The sequence below is a fragment of the Bradyrhizobium sp. genome (assembly GCF_027307225.1).
Taxonomy (GTDB): domain Bacteria; phylum Pseudomonadota; class Alphaproteobacteria; order Rhizobiales; family Xanthobacteraceae; genus Bradyrhizobium.
In genome coordinates this window covers 1-15,810 of record NZ_DAHUXJ010000024.1, presented here as the reverse complement: position 1 = coordinate 15,810, position 15,810 = coordinate 1, and the positions used below count along the sequence as shown (strand labels likewise).

The window sequence follows — 15,810 nt, the reverse complement described above, 5'->3', positions numbered from 1 at the left end:
AGATCGTCCGAGCGAAATGTTTGTCGACTGTGGCTTCGCTGCACGGAAACCGGAACAGCGTCCGCAAGACTTTCAGGTGGAACGCGTGCTCGTCACAATTGGTTGCGACGACGACAACGAGCGATCTGGCCACCCGTCGTTGCATGCGGAAGGCGGGATCTCGCGATTGGCAGAGTTGGCGTCAGGCCGCGCGAACGCTGTCGAGGAATTCCTCGACCGCGTCCCGCAGGTGGATGCTGACGTCGGAAAGCGCCTTGGCCGATTGCAGCATCTGGACCGAGGTCGTTTCGTTTGTTCCGGCGTTGCGGGCCACGCGTTCGACGTTTTCGGCGACCTCAAGCGTGCCGCCTGCTGCGGCCTGCACGCCGTGAGCGATGTTCTTCGTCGCCGTGCCTTGTTCCTCGACGGCTGCGGAAATCGAAGTGGTGATTTCGCTAATGCGTTCGATCGTTTGCCCGATCGCCTTGATGGCCTCGACCGACTCGCCGGTGGCGCGCTGCATGTTGACGATGTGCGAGCTGATCTCGTCCGTCGCTTTCGCGGTCTGACCAGCGAGATTCTTGACCTCTTGCGCCACCACGGCAAAGCCACGGCCGGCATCGCCAGCGCGCGCCGCTTCGATCGTCGCATTGAGCGCGAGCAAATTGGTTTGTTCTGCGATTGACGTGATCAGTTTCACGACGTCCCCGATTCGGTCGCCGGCGGCCGACAACTCCGCCATCCTCTGGTCGGTGGCGCTGGCTTGCTTTACGGCATCGGCCGCGACGGTGTTGGAATCCTGAACCCGGCGGCTGATCTCGGTGATTGACTGAGAGAGTTCGTCCGACGCGGTTGCTGCGCTACGAACGTGCTCGGAGGCCTGCCTGGAGGCGCCGGCCGATTGGCCGGACATCTCGGCGGTTGAACGCGCCGTCACCGAAAGCTGCTGGGCATCCTTCTCGAAACGATGGGACGAATTCAGCACCTGCTCGATAATGCCTCCGATCTTCGTCCGGAATGCCTCGACGAACTGGTTCAGTTCCATCTTGTGTTGCTCGGCGGCCGCTTTCTCGGCGTTCAGCCGGTCGGCCTCAAGCTGCTTGCGCTCGATACGGTTTGTCCTGAAGATGTCGATGGTGCGGGCGATCGCCCCGATTTCGTCCGCGCGATCGGCGTGCAGAACTTCGACGTCCGTTCTGCCATCGGCAAGGGCAGTAAGCGTATCGGTAACGGCGTTCAGCGGTTTGGTGACCCGGCGGACGAGCAGCAGGGTCGCGAGCAGGGCAAGCACGGCTGCGACGCCGGCGGCTATCGTCATGGCCACGATTGCCTGCCGCAACATGCCGTCAAGCTCCGCCGTGGCGATGCCCACATAGATGATGCCGATGACCTTGCCCGCCGGGTTGAAGACCGGGTGATAGGCCGTGTAGAACCGGCTTCCGAACAGCATCGCCGGCCCCTTATAGGTTTCCCCGCGGCGAATGATGGCCTGCCCCGGATGGTCTGCGGCAAGATGCGTTCCGACCGCGCGGTCGCCATTCTCCTTCTTCACATTGGTGGTTCGCCGGACAAATTGGTCGGTGGCGTCGTCATAGACGAAAAGCGTGGCATTGCCGCCGATATAGGAGGTCGCCCGATCGACGATGCGGTGATCGGTGAATTCAGGCATCTTGGAGATGACGACGCGTTGGACGGCCCCGTCGCTGCCGAGCGTGATCTTGGCAGCGGGATAGGCCTCACCGAAGGCGAGCGTGAGGGTACGCAGGCTGAGGTCGATATCCCGCTCGGAGCGAAGGTTGAAATTGTGCGTCAACGACCAGTAGCCGGCGCCGACCAGGAGCGCCGTGTTCACCAGAATCAGAAACGCAGCGCCAAGGACGGCCTTGGGCCCGAGTTTCAGCCGGAACAGCGAAAATTGCCGCCAGTTGGACTGGAACGTCATGCGGAATCCCCCAAAATGCGGGCATGACGGTACAGCCGTATGCTTAAAATTATATTCTCTGATCATTTTCTGAAACCAGCTTCAACACTATAATACCTCAACGCCGTTGACGAAGCTCCGCTTTCGATGACTTGACGGCCGGAAGAGATGGGGGCTTCTCGGTGATTTGACGGGGTGCGGCAATTGGCGCTTGGCGCGCTACCCAAAATTTGCCGGAGAGTCCGGACAACAGTCCTGTTGGCGATTCAGGCGCAATGATATGAAGGAATCAAAAGGGAGTTTGGGGATGAGAGTTCTTCCTGCCGTCGGCTTGTTGACCCTGTTGGTTGCCGGTCCGGCGTTCGCGCAAATCAAGCCGCCGGCGGCTTCGGACCCGCCGAAGACGCCGGGTCAGATTGAAACGGAAAAATCCGCCGATCAGGCGTACAAGAATTCGCTCCGCAACATCCCCGACAAGCCTGCGGCCGATCCGTGGGGCGGGGCGCATGCGATGGAGGGATCCTCGAGCGCATCGACGACCCCGACCAGGCGCACCAAGAGCAGCTATTGACTGATTGCGAGGTCGGCGAGCGGAGCGAAGGCTCCGCGTCGCCTTTGAATCGGCTGCTCTAAAGCGTCTTTAGATACTCGATCAGATCGGTGCGCTCGTCGTCCTTCAACGGACGGCCGATGACGCCCGGCTTGCCCGGACCCGGCGTGCCTTCGAGCGAGTGGCCAAGATTGCTGTTTCCTGGGATCGGCGACCCCTTTGAATCGACGGTCGAGACCGGCGTTTCGCCCTTGGCGCAGGTTTGCTTTTCACCGGCGTCGATGTGGAAACCGACCTGCTGCGGGTCGAAATCCCGCGTGCCCATGCAGAATTGCTTTGGCCGTTCCGCGGCGGGCGTGAGCATCCAGTAAAGCGACGGCACCGAGCCGTTATGAAGATACGGTGCGGTAGCCCAGACGCCATTCAAGGGCCGCGCGCGATAGTAAGGCGGGGCTTCCTCTCCATTGCCAGGATTGGGACAGTTCTTTCGCGTTCCCCAGATCTCAGCCTGGGCGGCGGGCGAGACCTTGTGGTCTTTCATCCACTTTTTGGCGGTGCGATCGACCGCGATCATCAGTGCCAGCGCATACGACATCATTGGTGAGGCGGCAGGCATGTTGGGGCACCCCCAAAACTCTCCGAGATCGCGGGCTGGCTGGAAGTCCAGAAAGCCGGGCACCTCGACTTTGCGAAGGTTGAGGACGTCGGCTTGCTGGGGATCCGTGCCCATCCCCTTCGCGCTCATCTGCACTTCGTCGAATACCGGCCCGTTCTGCTTCCAGCGTGTCTCCTTCGGCGACCAGAAGCTCAGGTCGGGATATTGCTTGTCGAATTCGGGGTCGTTGACCGGCCCGCGATGGCATTCGACGCAGATCTCGGCGTAGACCTTGCGGCCACGCTTGACCTTAGCGGGGTCGATCTTCCAGGCGTCGTCACCGGGGAACATCTCGGAAGGCCATTTCGGTGACCTCAAGCCGCCAAAACCCTTTGGCGTTTGTTCGAACGGGTTCGGCCCGCGCAACATCTTCTCGATGCTGTCGAGATTTGCGACGTCGACGGACGAGCGGAATAGCGAGTCGATGGAGCTTTCGGGCGAGAGGTTGATCAGTGCCGAGACGCCGAGCGCCTCGCCGGCATTGCGAATGAGCGGCTGCTGGATTGAGGCATCGTACTGCGCCCACAAAAGCCATGGTACGGTCCAGATCGGCGGGAAGCTGACCGGCGCGTCGCGCACGTGCATGTTGTCTTCAGATGGCGAGAGCCCGCTCGCGACCATGTCGGTGTAGAAAACCTGATTGCCGATCCGGTTCAACGCGTCGAGCCGGCCGTAACCCTCCTCGGTGTCTTGCTGGTGCACCCTGTTGTACAGGTTCGATAACGTAACAGCCTGGGCTTTCACGAAGTCGCCAGCTTTTGACAGTCCTTTCTTCAGTTCCGCACGTCGGGTCTCCGTAGCGTGAGGACCGAGCACGCGCGCGGCAAAACGGTTGAAGCGGCTCGGGAAAATAAGCGTATAGGCGATGGAAAGGCCGGTTGCCTGCTCAAGTTTCAGCAAGTTCACCATCGCAGGACCGCCATCGTAACGGATGCTGGTGCCCTTATAGTGAATGCTGCCGGTGTGACAGGCCGCGCAGGTCAGTCCAATCAGGTCAGGCTGCGGAGCGCCGGTCGCTGGATCGGTCGCGCCGATCAGACGCGCAAAGCCGACCGGTAGTCCGTCAAAATTTTCAACCGGCCATTTGCCGGAGGTCGACTGCGTTGACGCGGGAGCATCATTGGAATCGACATAGCCGTAACGCAGCAGCGTCGCCTTGTCGGTATGGATGGTCTTCGGGCTTGGAATGAAACCGAAGCGCTCGAGATAGGTGCTATCGCTGAGCAGGCCCGGCCGGGACAACAGGTAGATCCGCGGTTGCTCCAGCGCCACGAACCAGGCGTAAGGCACGGGAAACGTCGTGGTGCCCTGGCTGACGTGATGAAACCAGTGCCGGTCCTCGGTCGACCAGTTCTGATCGAGCCAGCGCGCGGTTTTGACGGTTGGCATGTGCGGCAACGGCGGCGGCAGCAACTGCGCCGCCGTTTGCGGCAGCTGCCCCGGCACGGCCATCAAAGCTGCCCGAAGCTGGTCGGGAAACTGGGTAATCACGACAAGCGCCAGAACCGCGGCAGACACAGCCCCGACGACCAGCCCGCCGAAGATTCGGAGAAACCGGCTTGGCACCGGCCGGGGTTGCTTCAGCCGCATCACGATCCGCTGCGGAAATTGCTGGTCGACGAACAGCGCCCTGACTTCGGCGACGCTGAGATAGCGGTCGTCGCCGTCGCCCTTGCCCATGATGTTGAGCAGGACCGGCCATTCGCCGTTCATCAGCAAACGATCGATCGGACGCCGGTGACCCTCGGCTCGCGCAAAATTCGCGTTCATGTAGGTCGTGATCTGCTGCGCATTCAGCCCGCGATCGATGCCCCCGTCGTAGGGGTCGGTGTAATCCGAGCCAAATTCGGCAAGGCGGGTGATCTCGGATTCGTCGACCTCGCCGTCGACATTAAGGATTCGCGAGCCGGCGCCATGCTTGTCCAGCGGCCCGTTGCGCAATTGGTCAAGCACGGCACCCGACCACCAGCTCTTGAAAACGCGCAGCGGACCGAGGCCGTTCGCGATCAGTGCCACGAGATAGATTTCGACGCCCGCCAACCGCTCCTTCAGGCCTTTTTCGCCGGTTGCCGATCCAATAGTCGCCGTGAGCTTCGGCAATGGAACGACATGACCACCGACATATTCTCCCGAGACCAGGCCCCGCAGGAACGGGCAGGGATTGTTGGGCGATACGGGGATTTGTTGGGAGGGACTTGCGGGCGGAGCGGCGGGCGGGTCCTGCATGACCGTCAATCCTCAAAATATGGCGTCATCGAAAAGCGCAGCGAAATCGGAATGCCGGCAAAATCAAGACAACCAGCGGTAGCTCTACCTAAGGGTGCGGAGAGCCTCAGAATCCACATCGCTGCCAACTTTATGCAGGCAAATCGAGCCGCGCAATTTTTCTGATGCGAAGTTGCCAAACGTTGTCAGAATATCTTCAGGCGGTGCCCCTGGATGCGATTTCGGCGAGAGTAAGCTCGCCTAAGGGAACGCCAGCCTTCAAAAGCCCTTCGCGGTAGTGGGCGATGTCATCCGGGTTTTTCCAGCGGAAATTTCGCAAGTGCCGCTCGACCGTCAAGGTTGGGAAGCCGTGCAAGAGGGCCGTGGTTGCTTTTGCCGCCTCGTCGCTCCGGCCGGATTGCGCCAGCGCTGCGGCCTTGACCGCGAGCACCTGAAGGTGATTGGGGTTGAGGAACGTCGCTTCGCGCGCCCACGACAGGCAGGCGTCATATTGCTGCAACAGGTAATGGGCGAAGGCGAGCAGCGCGTCCCACCTGTACCGCGGGTCGCTGTTGCCACGCTGCACGGCCATGGAAAACAGCTCAATGGCCTCTTGATGGTCTCCGCTGACGAAGTGAGCCATTCCAAGGATGGCGCGGGCGCCCATATCGTACGGGTTGAGGTTGACCGCTCGTTTCGCGGCCTCCATGGCAACGTCGTAGTTGCCTTCCATCGCGTGCATATAGGACAGGATCGAAAACGCAAAGGAGGAGCGGGGATCGAGCCGGACGCTGCTCTCCGCGAGGCTCATTGCCTCCGTCCACAGCTCTCGGGTGCTTTTGAGCCATCCATAATGCACGCCCTGGGTCAGGATCGTGGCGAGATAGGCCCGCGCAATCGAAAGCGACGGATCGAGCACGGTGGCTTGCCTGAACAGGTCGATTGATCTTTCGAAGTCGGCTTTGGTGTGCCTGTAGTAATGAGAGAGGCCTTTCAGGAAACGGTCCCACGCGGTCGGATCGGCTGAGGCCCGCGCTGGTGCTGAGGCCTCGGCGCGGAAAATCTCCGGTGCGATCGCAGCCGACAGGTTGGTCGTCAGCTCGTCCTGCATCGCGAACAGGTCGCCGATATCGCTGTCGTAGCGGCTGGCCCATAGCTGTTCGCCGCTCTCGGGAGCGATCAGCTCCGCGGTAACCCTGATCTTGTTGCCGGCGCGCCGCACCGAACCCTGGATCAGATAGGTGGCGTCGATTTCCCGCGCGATCAGGCGCGTCGGGAGATCCTTGCCCTTGAACGAGAAGGTCGCGTTCCGGCTCAGCACCCGGAAGAAGGTTTGCAGCGACAAGGCGTGGATGAGGTCTTCGGTCAGTCCGTCGGAAAAATATTCTTCGGCGCGGTCGCTGAGATTGACGAAGGGAAGCACGCCGACAATCGCGGTGCGATATTGGGCGGGAAGGTTGGACTTGTCGTGAAGGACGCGACCGTCGGTTTCGGATCCGCCCGGATCCCAGGTCCATACGCTGATCGCCTCTTCGATGTTCTTGAAGCGGCGGCTTCCGGCATCGATCAGGGGAACTTGGATATGCTTGTTCGCCTCCTGATAGGCCTTGCCGGAAACGGCGACGCCGCCCGGCGTGGCAGCCGATTCAAGGCGAACGGCAATGTTCACGCCGTCGCCGAAGACCTCGTCCTCATCGGCCATCACGTCGCCCATGTGGACGCCAACACGAAACTGCATCAGCCGGTCGGCCGGCAGCTGGTCGTTGCGCTCGGCCATCAGCGTCTGGATTTCGATGGAGGATTGCAGCGCGCCGACGACACTGGGGAATTCGAGCAGGAAGCCGTCGCCGGTGTTCTTCACCAGGCGGCCGCCGTGATTGAGAATGATCGGATAAATCGCGCTGCGATGCGCCTTGAAGGTCGCATGCGTGCCCTCCTCGTCGGCTCCCATCATACGGGAGTAGCCGGCGACATCAGCGCAGACAATGGCGGCCAGGCGTCGTTCCATCCGTGAGCTTTTCTCTTTGGGGGCGCGTTTTTCCGGGTCGTTGGGGTCGCGGTCCGGCGGGGCCAAAGTACGCGGTCGAGAGACCAAATCCAATGGCTTAAAGTGCGAAGATTGGCTGACTGTTACCCGTGAACAATCGCCTTCGCGATCATGCAATGGATTCCCTTGGAGCCGTTGACCGTCTGGGTCACCCGCAGGTCGGCCGCCAGGCTGCACAGTGTATAGGCATCTTCGCGTGACAAATTCCGCTTTTCGCCGAGCAGCACGATCATGTCACGCAGCGCCCGCACGACGCATTGGTCGAGATCGGGATCCATCGCCATGGTCATGTAGTGGGTCGGGGTTTCCGCACGCGGATAAGTGAACCGCAAATCCTTCCGCAGCGTCAATTTGAAGCGACCTTGCAAGGCGGTCTCGATGGCGGTGACGCAGACTTCACCGTCACCCTGCACGCCGTGGCCGTCACCGCAGGAAAACAGGGCGCCCGGCACGAAGACCGGCAAATACAGTTTGGCGCCCGGCGTCAGTTCCTTGTTGTCGAGATTGCCGCCCATCGCGCGCGGGATCAGCGAGGTGATCCGGCCCCAGGCGGGCGGCGGAGCGACGCCCATCACGCCGAAAAACGGCGACAGCGGCAGCTCGAGCCCCCAAGGCAGCCGTCCTACCATCCGCGTTCTGTCCAGCGGAATGTTGATCAATCTCGGCTCATGGAAATCGTCCGGCAGCGTTCCGGCCAAAGGACGAATGAGATTATAGCCCCAGTCTTGGCGCAGCTGGATGTCGAGGATGTCGACTTCGAGGACGTCGCCGGGTTCGGCGCCTGCAACTGCGACCGGCCCGGTCAGGATATGGCCCGGCACCATCCGTTCATTTCTGGCGTGGACCTCGGCCAATTCCGGCGGAACGTGAAAGCGGCCGCGGTCCGGCACCACATCGGGGCCGCCGGTGATGGTGTCGATCGTGACCTCATCGCCGCTTTCGATGGTGAGAACGGGCTTAAGTTTGGCTTCGAAGAAGCCCCAGTGACAGGTTTCCGGGCTCGAATGGAGATGGTGATGCGTCATGGCGGGGCTTCATCATTAGGCAGACGTCGCGTAAGACGCTTGTCGCTAGGACTCTATCGAAAGTCAAATCTACCTCATCAAGGGAGATGTCGTGTTTTTTATCTTCTCAAAAACCATCGGCACCATGCTGACGCCGATCGATTTCCTGATCGGTATTGGCGTGCTCGGCGCGATCCTGTTGCTGACGCGATGGGCGGCGGTTGGCAAGAGATTGCTGGCCGCCTCCGTGCTGCTGCTGGCGCTGTGCGGATTCTCGCCGATCGGCAAGCTGTTGATCCTGCCGCTCGAGCAGAGATTCCCGTCGTGGGATGCTTCACACGGCGCGCCCGATGGCATTGTGGTCCTTGGCGGGGCGATCGAACCTGATTTGTCAGCCGCGCTTGGCCAGCCGGCTCTCGGCCGTTCGGGCGACCGCATTGTCGCCGCCGCAGAGCTCGCGCGTCAATATCCGAATGCCCGTATCGTTTTTTCCGGCGGCAACGCCGATCTGGTTGGCGATACATCCGCCAAGGAGGCCGATTACGCACTGACCATGCTCGAGGCGTTGGGAGTGGCGAAGCAACGGCTGACGGCCGAGCGGCAGTCGCGCAATACGATCGAAAATGCCGAATTCGCCAAAGCCGTCGCCAAGCCAAAGGAGGGCGAGCGCTGGCTCCTGGTGACTTCAGCCTATCACATGCCGCGCTCGATGGGCCTGTTCCGCAGAGCGGGATTTAAGGTGGAAGCCTATCCGGTTGATCGGCGTGCCAGCCGATCCGAAGCTTTCTCGTTTTCTTCCGTCGCTATCGGCGGGCTCGATCGCACCGATGTGGCGATGCGCGAATGGATTGGTCTCACGGCCTATTGGCTGACGGGCAAGACCGATCACTTCTTTCCGGGGCCCGGTCAGAGATAGGGCTGGGGTCGCAACGCGCTACCAATCGGATTAGGATTGGCGTGGCGCAATAAGGAACATCCATCTCCGGAGGAACCAATATGCAGCAGCAAATGCCGTCAGAAGCATTCGATCCCACGGGCATGGTGGCGGATCTGAATAATCTGCTTCGCCTCAAGACGACGGTGATCGGAATCAAAATGTTTGCGACCGTCGAGGAAATGACTGGTATCCCGAAGATCAGACGGCCGACCGCGGTTCATACCACCGATCAGATCGTCAGCATGGCTTCGCGGCTCGGCTGGACCGTCGGCGTCACGGCCGACGATCTCGTTGGCGCGCAATGCCGCGCGGTGATCGGTCTTGGCCCACAGGACGAGAAGTGGCTTGCAGGTACGAATTACGTCGGGGTGTGGCATGGCACGGCGGAAGATGCGCGCAAGCGCCAGGAAGCGCTCGACGTGGTGCCGTTCGGTCAATACCAGGCGATGGCGGTCAGTCCGCTCGCCAGCGGCAGGCTCCATCCGCCGGATATTTGCCTCGTCTACGCGACACCCGGCCAGATGATCATCCTGATCAACGGGCTGCAATATACCGGATACAAGAAGTTCGCCTGGGGCGTCGTCGGCGAGACCGCGTGCGCGGATTCCTGGGGCCGGGCGCTGAAAACCGGCGAGCCCTCGCTTTCGCTGCCTTGCTTTGCCGAGCGGCGTTATGGCGGCGTGCCCGACGAGGAGATGCTGATGGCGCTCAAGCCATCCGATCTCGCCAAGTCCATCGCCGGCATGAAGCAACTTGCGAAGAACGGCTTGCGCTATCCGATCGCGCCTTATGGTATCCAGAGCGACGTGCGCGCTGGCATGGGCGTCTCCTATGGAAAGAAGTGAGTCGCGTCATCACGTTTAGGAAATGCAAATGAAGTCTTCGTCGAAATTCGACATCGTTGTCTATGGCGCGACCGGGTTCACCGGTCAGCTCGTCGCCGAATACCTGGCCGCGCATTACAAGAACGACGCGCAGTTGAAATGGGCGATGGCCGGGCGCAGCCTCGACAAGCTGAAGTCGGTACGCGACTCCATCGGCGTACCCGCCGACACGCCGTTGATTGTCGCCGATGCTACCGATCCGGCGTCGCTCAAGGCGATGATCGATCAGACCGGGTCGGTCGTGACCACAGTCGGCCCGTATCTCTTGTACGGAAACGAATTGGTTGCCGCCTGTGCCGCGTCCGGCACCGACTATTTCGATCTCTGCGGCGAGGTGCCGTGGATGCGGCGGATGATCGAGGCCCATCAAGCGGCCGCCGCGCAGAGCGGCGCACGTATCATGTTCTCCTGCGGCTACGATTCACTGCCCTTCGAGCTCGGTGTGTTCTTGTGTCAGGAGACCGCGAGGAAAACGCTCGGCGCACCTGTCGCGCGCGTCAAGGGACGGGTGCGCGCCATGAAGGGCACGTTCTCCGGCGGCACGGCGGCCAGTGGCAAGGCCATTTTTGAGGCCGCCGCGAAAGACCCGAGCCTGCTGACATTGGTGCGCGATCCTTTCGCACTCACGCCAGGTTTCACCGGGCCGAAGCAACCGCCGGGCAACAGGCCGGTGTTCGACGACGATTTGCAGACATGGCTGACGCCATTCTTCATGGCAAACATCAACACACGCAACATCCATCGTTCCAATGCGCTGCTCGGCTTCGCCTATGGACGGGATTTCGTTTACGACGAGATGCAAATTGCCGGACCCGGCGAAGAAGGCGAGGCGAGGGCCAAGCGCATCATGGCCGCGAACAATAATCTTGCCGGGGCCGCGGTGCCCAAGCCAGGCGAGGGGCCGTCGAAGGAAGAGCGCGAGAGCGGGTATTACGATCTGCTCTTCGTCGGCATAGCGGGCGACGGCCGTCAGGTTCGCGCATCGGTCAAGGGCGATCGCGATCCCGGCTATGGCTCGACATCCAAGATGATTGCCGAATGCGCGATCTGTCTGCTGCGGGATGCGCCCGACGTTCCAGCAGGAGTCTGGACGCCGGGCGCGGCCATGCAGCACAGGCTGATCAAGCGGCTCGTCGATCACGCTGGCCTGAAATTTCAGGTCGAGGCGTAAGGCTGCCGGCGGGCGGCCGGATTGCGAAAAGAACTCGATCGAATCACAGATCGAACCGCGGCGAAGGAGTTGCCGAAAGCAAGGGGCCGCACCGGTGGTCCGGCGCGGTGCCGAGGTTGCGATCGGACCCGAGCTTGTAAGCCTGTGCCGCCGCGAACATGCCCCACATCGTGCCGAGCATCATCCAGAAATGACGCCAGTGGTCTGTATCGATCACGAACGCTTCACCGGCCGTGCCGAGAAACGCCGCGAAGATCGCCAGATACAGGCGCTGCCAGGGAACGCGTGTCAGCAGGTGCCTGAATCCCATGACGACGGTCACCGCGATAAGGGTCGGATAGCAAATCCCGGATAGCCATCCGCCTGACATGAAGGCATTCAGATAGGAGTTGTGGGTGTCTTCGGGAAAGTAGCTGTGGAATTGCAAGGGACCGATGCCGAATGGCAGGTCAAGTGCCATCTGGGCGCCAAGAATGTGACGGCCAAACCGACCGAAGCGGCCTTCGTCATAGCTCTGGTCGAAGCTCGCGCGCTGCTTGAACATCTCGTCGATGGAATGGAACGACAAGAGAACGCCAAGCAGCAGCACCATCAAGACCACGGCCACGAGCGAAATGACCACGATCCGCCTGCGTTGCGCAGGCGTGCGGCTGGTCAGGAACATCATCGCCAGCATGAAGGCCGCCGTAATCGCAAGGCCTCCCCAGGCGGCGCGCGAGAAAGCAAACAGGATCGCAAGCACTATGATGACGAACGCCACGGCGTTGCGACTTGCTCTGGCAAAATGATCGGCGACGACGCTCTGCAAGGCGAACAGGGCCGGCAGGATCAGGAACGCGCCGAGCACGTTGGGATCCTTGAACGGCCCCTTGGCGCGCCCATAGAGCGTGAGCAGATCATGCCCGCCGGGCACCAGATTGAGATAACCGGCAACGGCCGACAGCGAGGCAATCATGGCCCCGACGATCAAGCCGCGGCGAAGCATGTCCAGCCGTGCGGCGGTGTCTTCCGACATGACCATGGCGAAGAAAACCACCGTGATCCCCATGTACCAGGAGGTCGCAATCCAGTTGAAGACCTCCGGCTTGCCGTAGAACGGAATGGCGCCGATGCTGTAGCCGATGTTGATCAGGATGAGCAGCAGAAACAGCGGAACGAGTACGAGCCGCATGCGTAAGCCGGTGGCGCAGAACAGCACGGCTGCGCCCAGCGTCATGACCTCGTAGGGACTGGGTTCGATCAAGACGATGGCGCCCGAGGCCGCCACCAGCCAAACCAGCAGGCGCTGGAATGCGAGAAGGCGCGGCGTTGCCGTCATGGCCGGGTAGGGGCCGGCGATCGCCGTATACGCCATCGACATCTCGAAACTCACGCAACAAGCGCCGGAAAAACGCCCGGCGTGGAATCAGTAGGCGTTCCCGCTTTTCGTCAGCAGCGCCAGCGGCGTCTTGAGAAGAATGAAGAGGTCGAACAGCACCGACCAGTTTTCGATGTAATAGAGATCGAACTCCACGCGCTTCTGGATCTTTTCTTCGTTGTCGATTTCGCCGCGCCAGCCGTTGATCTGCGCCCATCCGGTGATACCCGGCTTGACGCGGTGCCGCGCGAAATAGCCGTCGACAGCCTCGTCGAACAGCCGGCTCTCCAACTTGCCATGCACCGCATGCGGGCGCGGACCGACCAGCGAAAGATTGCTCTTGAAGACGACGTTGAACAGCTGCGGCAGCTCGTCGAGGCTGGTCTTGCGGATGAAACGGCCGACGCGGGTCACGCGCTTGTCGTTCTTCGTCACGACCTTGGCGGCGGTGGGATCGGCCTGATCGTGGTACAGCGAGCGGAACTTGAAGACGTCGATGCGCTCGTTGTTGAAGCCGAAACGCTTCTGGCGGAACAGCACGGGGCCGGGGCTATCGAGTTTGACGGCAAGCGCAACCAGCGCCATCACGGGGGTCGCAAGCAACAGGACGATCGCGCCGACGATGTGATCGAATATCCACTTCATCACCAGATCCCAGTCTGTGATCGGCGCTTCGGACATGTCGAGCGTCGGCACCTTGCCGAGATAGGAATAGGAGCGGGGACGGAAACGAAGCTTGTTGGTGTGCGCCGACAGGCGGATATCCACCGGCAACACCCACAGCTTTTTCAGCATTTCGAGAATTCGCGTCTCCGCTGAAATCGGCAGGGCGAACAGGACAAGATCGATACGGGTACGCCGGGCGAATTCGACGATATCGTCGACCCTGCCGAGCTTCGACTTGCCGGCGCAGGTCTCGAGCGAGCGGCCGTCGTTGCGATCATCGAACACGCCGAGGATGTCGATATCTGAATCAGTCTGTACGCCCAGCGCTGCGATGAGTTGCTCGCCGTTCTCGTCAGCGCCGACCACGATGGTGCGACGGTGCAGGCGGTCCTGGCGGGCCCAGTAGCGAACCAGCGTGCGCAGGAACAATCGTGCCGAGATCAGCGTGGCCAGGCCGACGAAGAAGAATGCCGAGAGCCACAGCCGGGATATCTCGTTACCGAGCTTGACAAAGAAGGACACGCCGATGAACAGCAGGAATACGAACGCCCATGACGAGATCATGCGCGTCATTTGGCGAAGCTGGCCGCGGAAGATCTGAACGTCGTAGATGTCGGCGGCCTGGAAGCAAACGACTGCGGCAAGCGTCATCATCAGGATGGCGGCGACAAATCCCCACTGGAAGCCGTCCATCGGAGCCACATAGCCGAGATAGAGTCCAACCCCGATGCAGCTCAGCATGACAAAGTCGGCAATGCGGACGATGCCGGCGATCACAATCGGCGAATAGGCGCGGCCGACTTTCTGGCTGGTGACGAGAAGCGCGGCCTGTGAAAGCCTGCGCCGCCGTTCGACCGGGGCTCCCGGAGCCGCCGTCGCCGAAGCCGCGGCCGCGTCTAACATCAAGCGTGCATTAACCGGTTCCACTGTCGTCCAATCTGTACTTGCAACTGCAATATGGGCCGGCGCCTAGCGCGCCAAAATCGGCACGCTTCGGCTTAGACGACAAGTCGGAAAAAAAGGTTATCGGCGTAAGGAATGGTTAACGTCTGGCAAATGCCTCGCGATAGCTCGCGAGCACGCCTTCAACCATGGCCTTTTGCGAGAAGTGCATGAAGATTCGTTCGCGAAGCGCCTTGGCGCGCGTTGCGGTGTTGGCCGGATCGTTGAGCGCCGCCTTGATCGCGCCCGCCACGGCGTCGACCGAGTTCGGCGCAAACAGCGCCTCTTGATGCGAGCCGAAAATCTCGGGGATCCCACCGACATCAGCGGCGACCATCGGAATTCCGGCCGCGGCGGCTTCGATCACGACGTAAGGCATCGAATCGCCGCGCGACGGAACGACGAGGAGCATCCCTTTCGAGAAGCCGAAGCGCGCCTTGACGTGGCCGATGAAGCGCACCGCTTCGGCAAGGCTGTGCCTTTCGACCAGCGCTTTCAGTGCGTTGAGTTCCTCGCCGTCGCCGGCAAGTGTCAGCGTCGCCGGTTTGCCGTCACCGCGCAGCCGCGCAACGGCCTCGATCAGCAGATCCGCGCCCTTGATGTGGCGGAATTCGCCGACATAAGCGACGTCGGTGGCGTCCGGGGCGAGGGTCACAGGATCGAACTCGGCCGCAGTCACGCCGTTGAACACGCAGCGCACCAAACCGGCCGTCGGCGTTCCGATGGTGCGTTGATAGGTGTCGCGGGCGAAAGCGCTTTCAAACAAGAACAGCTCGGTGCTATTCATCAGCGCGCGTTCGAGGCGACTATAGAAGACGCCCTTCCACGTCGAGACCGGATAATGCAGCGAGCCGCCGTGCGGCGTATAGACGCGAATGAAACGCTTCGAGCGGCCCAGCATGCGGATGAAGGCGCCGGCCTTGGCGCCGTGTCCGTGCAGCACGTCCGGCCGCAGGCGCGCGATCAGATACTTGAAGCGCGCCCAGACGAGAAAGTCGCTAGGATGCGGCTCGCGGTGGATCGCCAGGCGCCGAACGCCGAGCTTTAGCCGCGGCGCAATCTCGGCCAGCGCCGCGTTGGCGCGATCACCCCCGGTCAGGCTATCGGCGATAATGCCGACATCGTGACCGGCGTTGATCTGCCCGTTGGCGAGATCGAGAATGTGACGAAAGATTCCGCCGACGGGCGCACGCACCGCGTGGACAATGCGAATGGGCCGGTCTGCGGTCTCGGCCATGGTCAGAACCAGCGTTCGCCGACGAGGATGGTGTCGCCGGGGCTGATGGGCGTGCCAAGCGGCACGACGGTGCGGCTGGCGTGATGGGTCACCGTCACGCTGTCGCGTTTGGCACGCGGTGAGAAGCCGCCGGCGATCGCGACCGCGCTCTCGACGCTCATGTTCGGCACGTACGGATATTGGCCGGGTGCGGCGACCTCGCCGAGGATGAAGAACGGCCGGTAGGTTTCGACTTCGACGGCCACCGAGGGTTCG

The 15,810-nt window shown here is 61.5% G+C and carries 12 protein-coding genes; 4 read left to right on the top strand and 8 right to left on the bottom strand.

What is annotated here, in order from left to right:
* Positions 1–181: 181 nt before the first annotated feature.
* Entirely contained in the window at positions 182–1,921 is a 1,740-nt protein-coding gene (locus tag M6D32_RS04260; protein ID WP_298253695.1) for a methyl-accepting chemotaxis protein, read from the bottom strand.
* 286 nt (positions 1,922–2,207) lie between these two features.
* Between M6D32_RS04260 and M6D32_RS04255 the strand changes: the two genes are divergently transcribed.
* Positions 2,208–2,471, top strand: a complete 264-nt coding sequence (locus tag M6D32_RS04255) for a hypothetical protein (RefSeq protein WP_298253693.1) — start codon at positions 2,208–2,210, stop codon at positions 2,469–2,471.
* 58 nt (positions 2,472–2,529) lie between these two features.
* Here the strand turns inward: M6D32_RS04255 and M6D32_RS04250 are convergent, their stop codons facing one another.
* The 3 genes from M6D32_RS04250 to M6D32_RS04240 all read right to left on the bottom strand — a co-directional run bounded on the left by M6D32_RS04250 (position 2,530) and on the right by M6D32_RS04240 (position 8,382).
* A complete protein-coding gene (locus M6D32_RS04250; protein ID WP_298253691.1) occupies positions 2,530–5,331 on the bottom strand; it encodes a di-heme-cytochrome C peroxidase in 2,802 nt (933 codons plus the stop codon).
* A gap of 196 nt (positions 5,332–5,527) precedes the next feature.
* Positions 5,528–7,318 carry a tetratricopeptide repeat protein gene (locus M6D32_RS04245; protein WP_298253689.1) on the bottom strand — a complete coding sequence of 597 codons (1,791 nt, stop codon included), beginning with the start codon at positions 7,316–7,318 and terminating at the stop codon, positions 5,528–5,530.
* 122 nt (positions 7,319–7,440) lie between these two features.
* Positions 7,441–8,382 (bottom strand): acetamidase/formamidase family protein, encoded by a 942-nt coding sequence (locus tag M6D32_RS04240; RefSeq protein ID WP_298253687.1) that lies wholly within the window; start codon positions 8,380–8,382, stop codon positions 7,441–7,443.
* A 91-nt stretch (positions 8,383–8,473) separates the two neighbouring features.
* Here M6D32_RS04240 and M6D32_RS04235 point away from each other — a divergent pair, with 91 nt between their 5' ends.
* From M6D32_RS04235 to M6D32_RS04225, 3 genes are all read left to right on the top strand, one after another.
* Positions 8,474–9,277 (top strand): YdcF family protein, encoded by an 804-nt coding sequence (locus M6D32_RS04235; protein ID WP_298253685.1) that lies wholly within the window; start codon positions 8,474–8,476, stop codon positions 9,275–9,277.
* Positions 9,278–9,357: 80 nt separating this feature from the next.
* Positions 9,358–10,143, top strand: coding sequence for a DUF169 domain-containing protein (locus M6D32_RS04230; RefSeq protein WP_298253683.1), 786 nt, complete (start codon positions 9,358–9,360; stop codon positions 10,141–10,143).
* A gap of 28 nt (positions 10,144–10,171) precedes the next feature.
* Entirely contained in the window at positions 10,172–11,353 is a 1,182-nt protein-coding gene (locus M6D32_RS04225) for a saccharopine dehydrogenase NADP-binding domain-containing protein (protein ID WP_298253681.1), read from the top strand.
* Positions 11,354–11,396: 43 nt separating this feature from the next.
* Here the strand turns inward: M6D32_RS04225 and M6D32_RS04220 are convergent, their stop codons facing one another.
* The 4 genes from M6D32_RS04220 to M6D32_RS04205 form a co-directional block, all read right to left on the bottom strand.
* The gene (locus M6D32_RS04220; RefSeq protein ID WP_298253679.1) at positions 11,397–12,707 is read right to left on the bottom strand and encodes an O-antigen ligase family protein; all 1,311 of its coding nucleotides are present in this window, start codon (positions 12,705–12,707) and stop codon (positions 11,397–11,399) included.
* Between the two features lie 51 nt (positions 12,708–12,758).
* The gene (locus M6D32_RS04215) at positions 12,759–14,279 is read right to left on the bottom strand and encodes an undecaprenyl-phosphate glucose phosphotransferase (protein ID WP_298253676.1); all 1,521 of its coding nucleotides are present in this window, start codon (positions 14,277–14,279) and stop codon (positions 12,759–12,761) included.
* A 139-nt stretch (positions 14,280–14,418) separates the two neighbouring features.
* Complete coding sequence (locus M6D32_RS04210) at positions 14,419–15,555, bottom strand: glycosyltransferase family 4 protein (RefSeq protein ID WP_298253674.1); 1,137 nt, start codon at positions 15,553–15,555, stop codon at positions 14,419–14,421.
* A 2-nt stretch (positions 15,556–15,557) separates the two neighbouring features.
* Positions 15,558–15,810, bottom strand: a 253-nt coding sequence (locus M6D32_RS04205) for an SLBB domain-containing protein (protein ID WP_298253672.1), incomplete at its 5' end; no start/stop codon positions are given.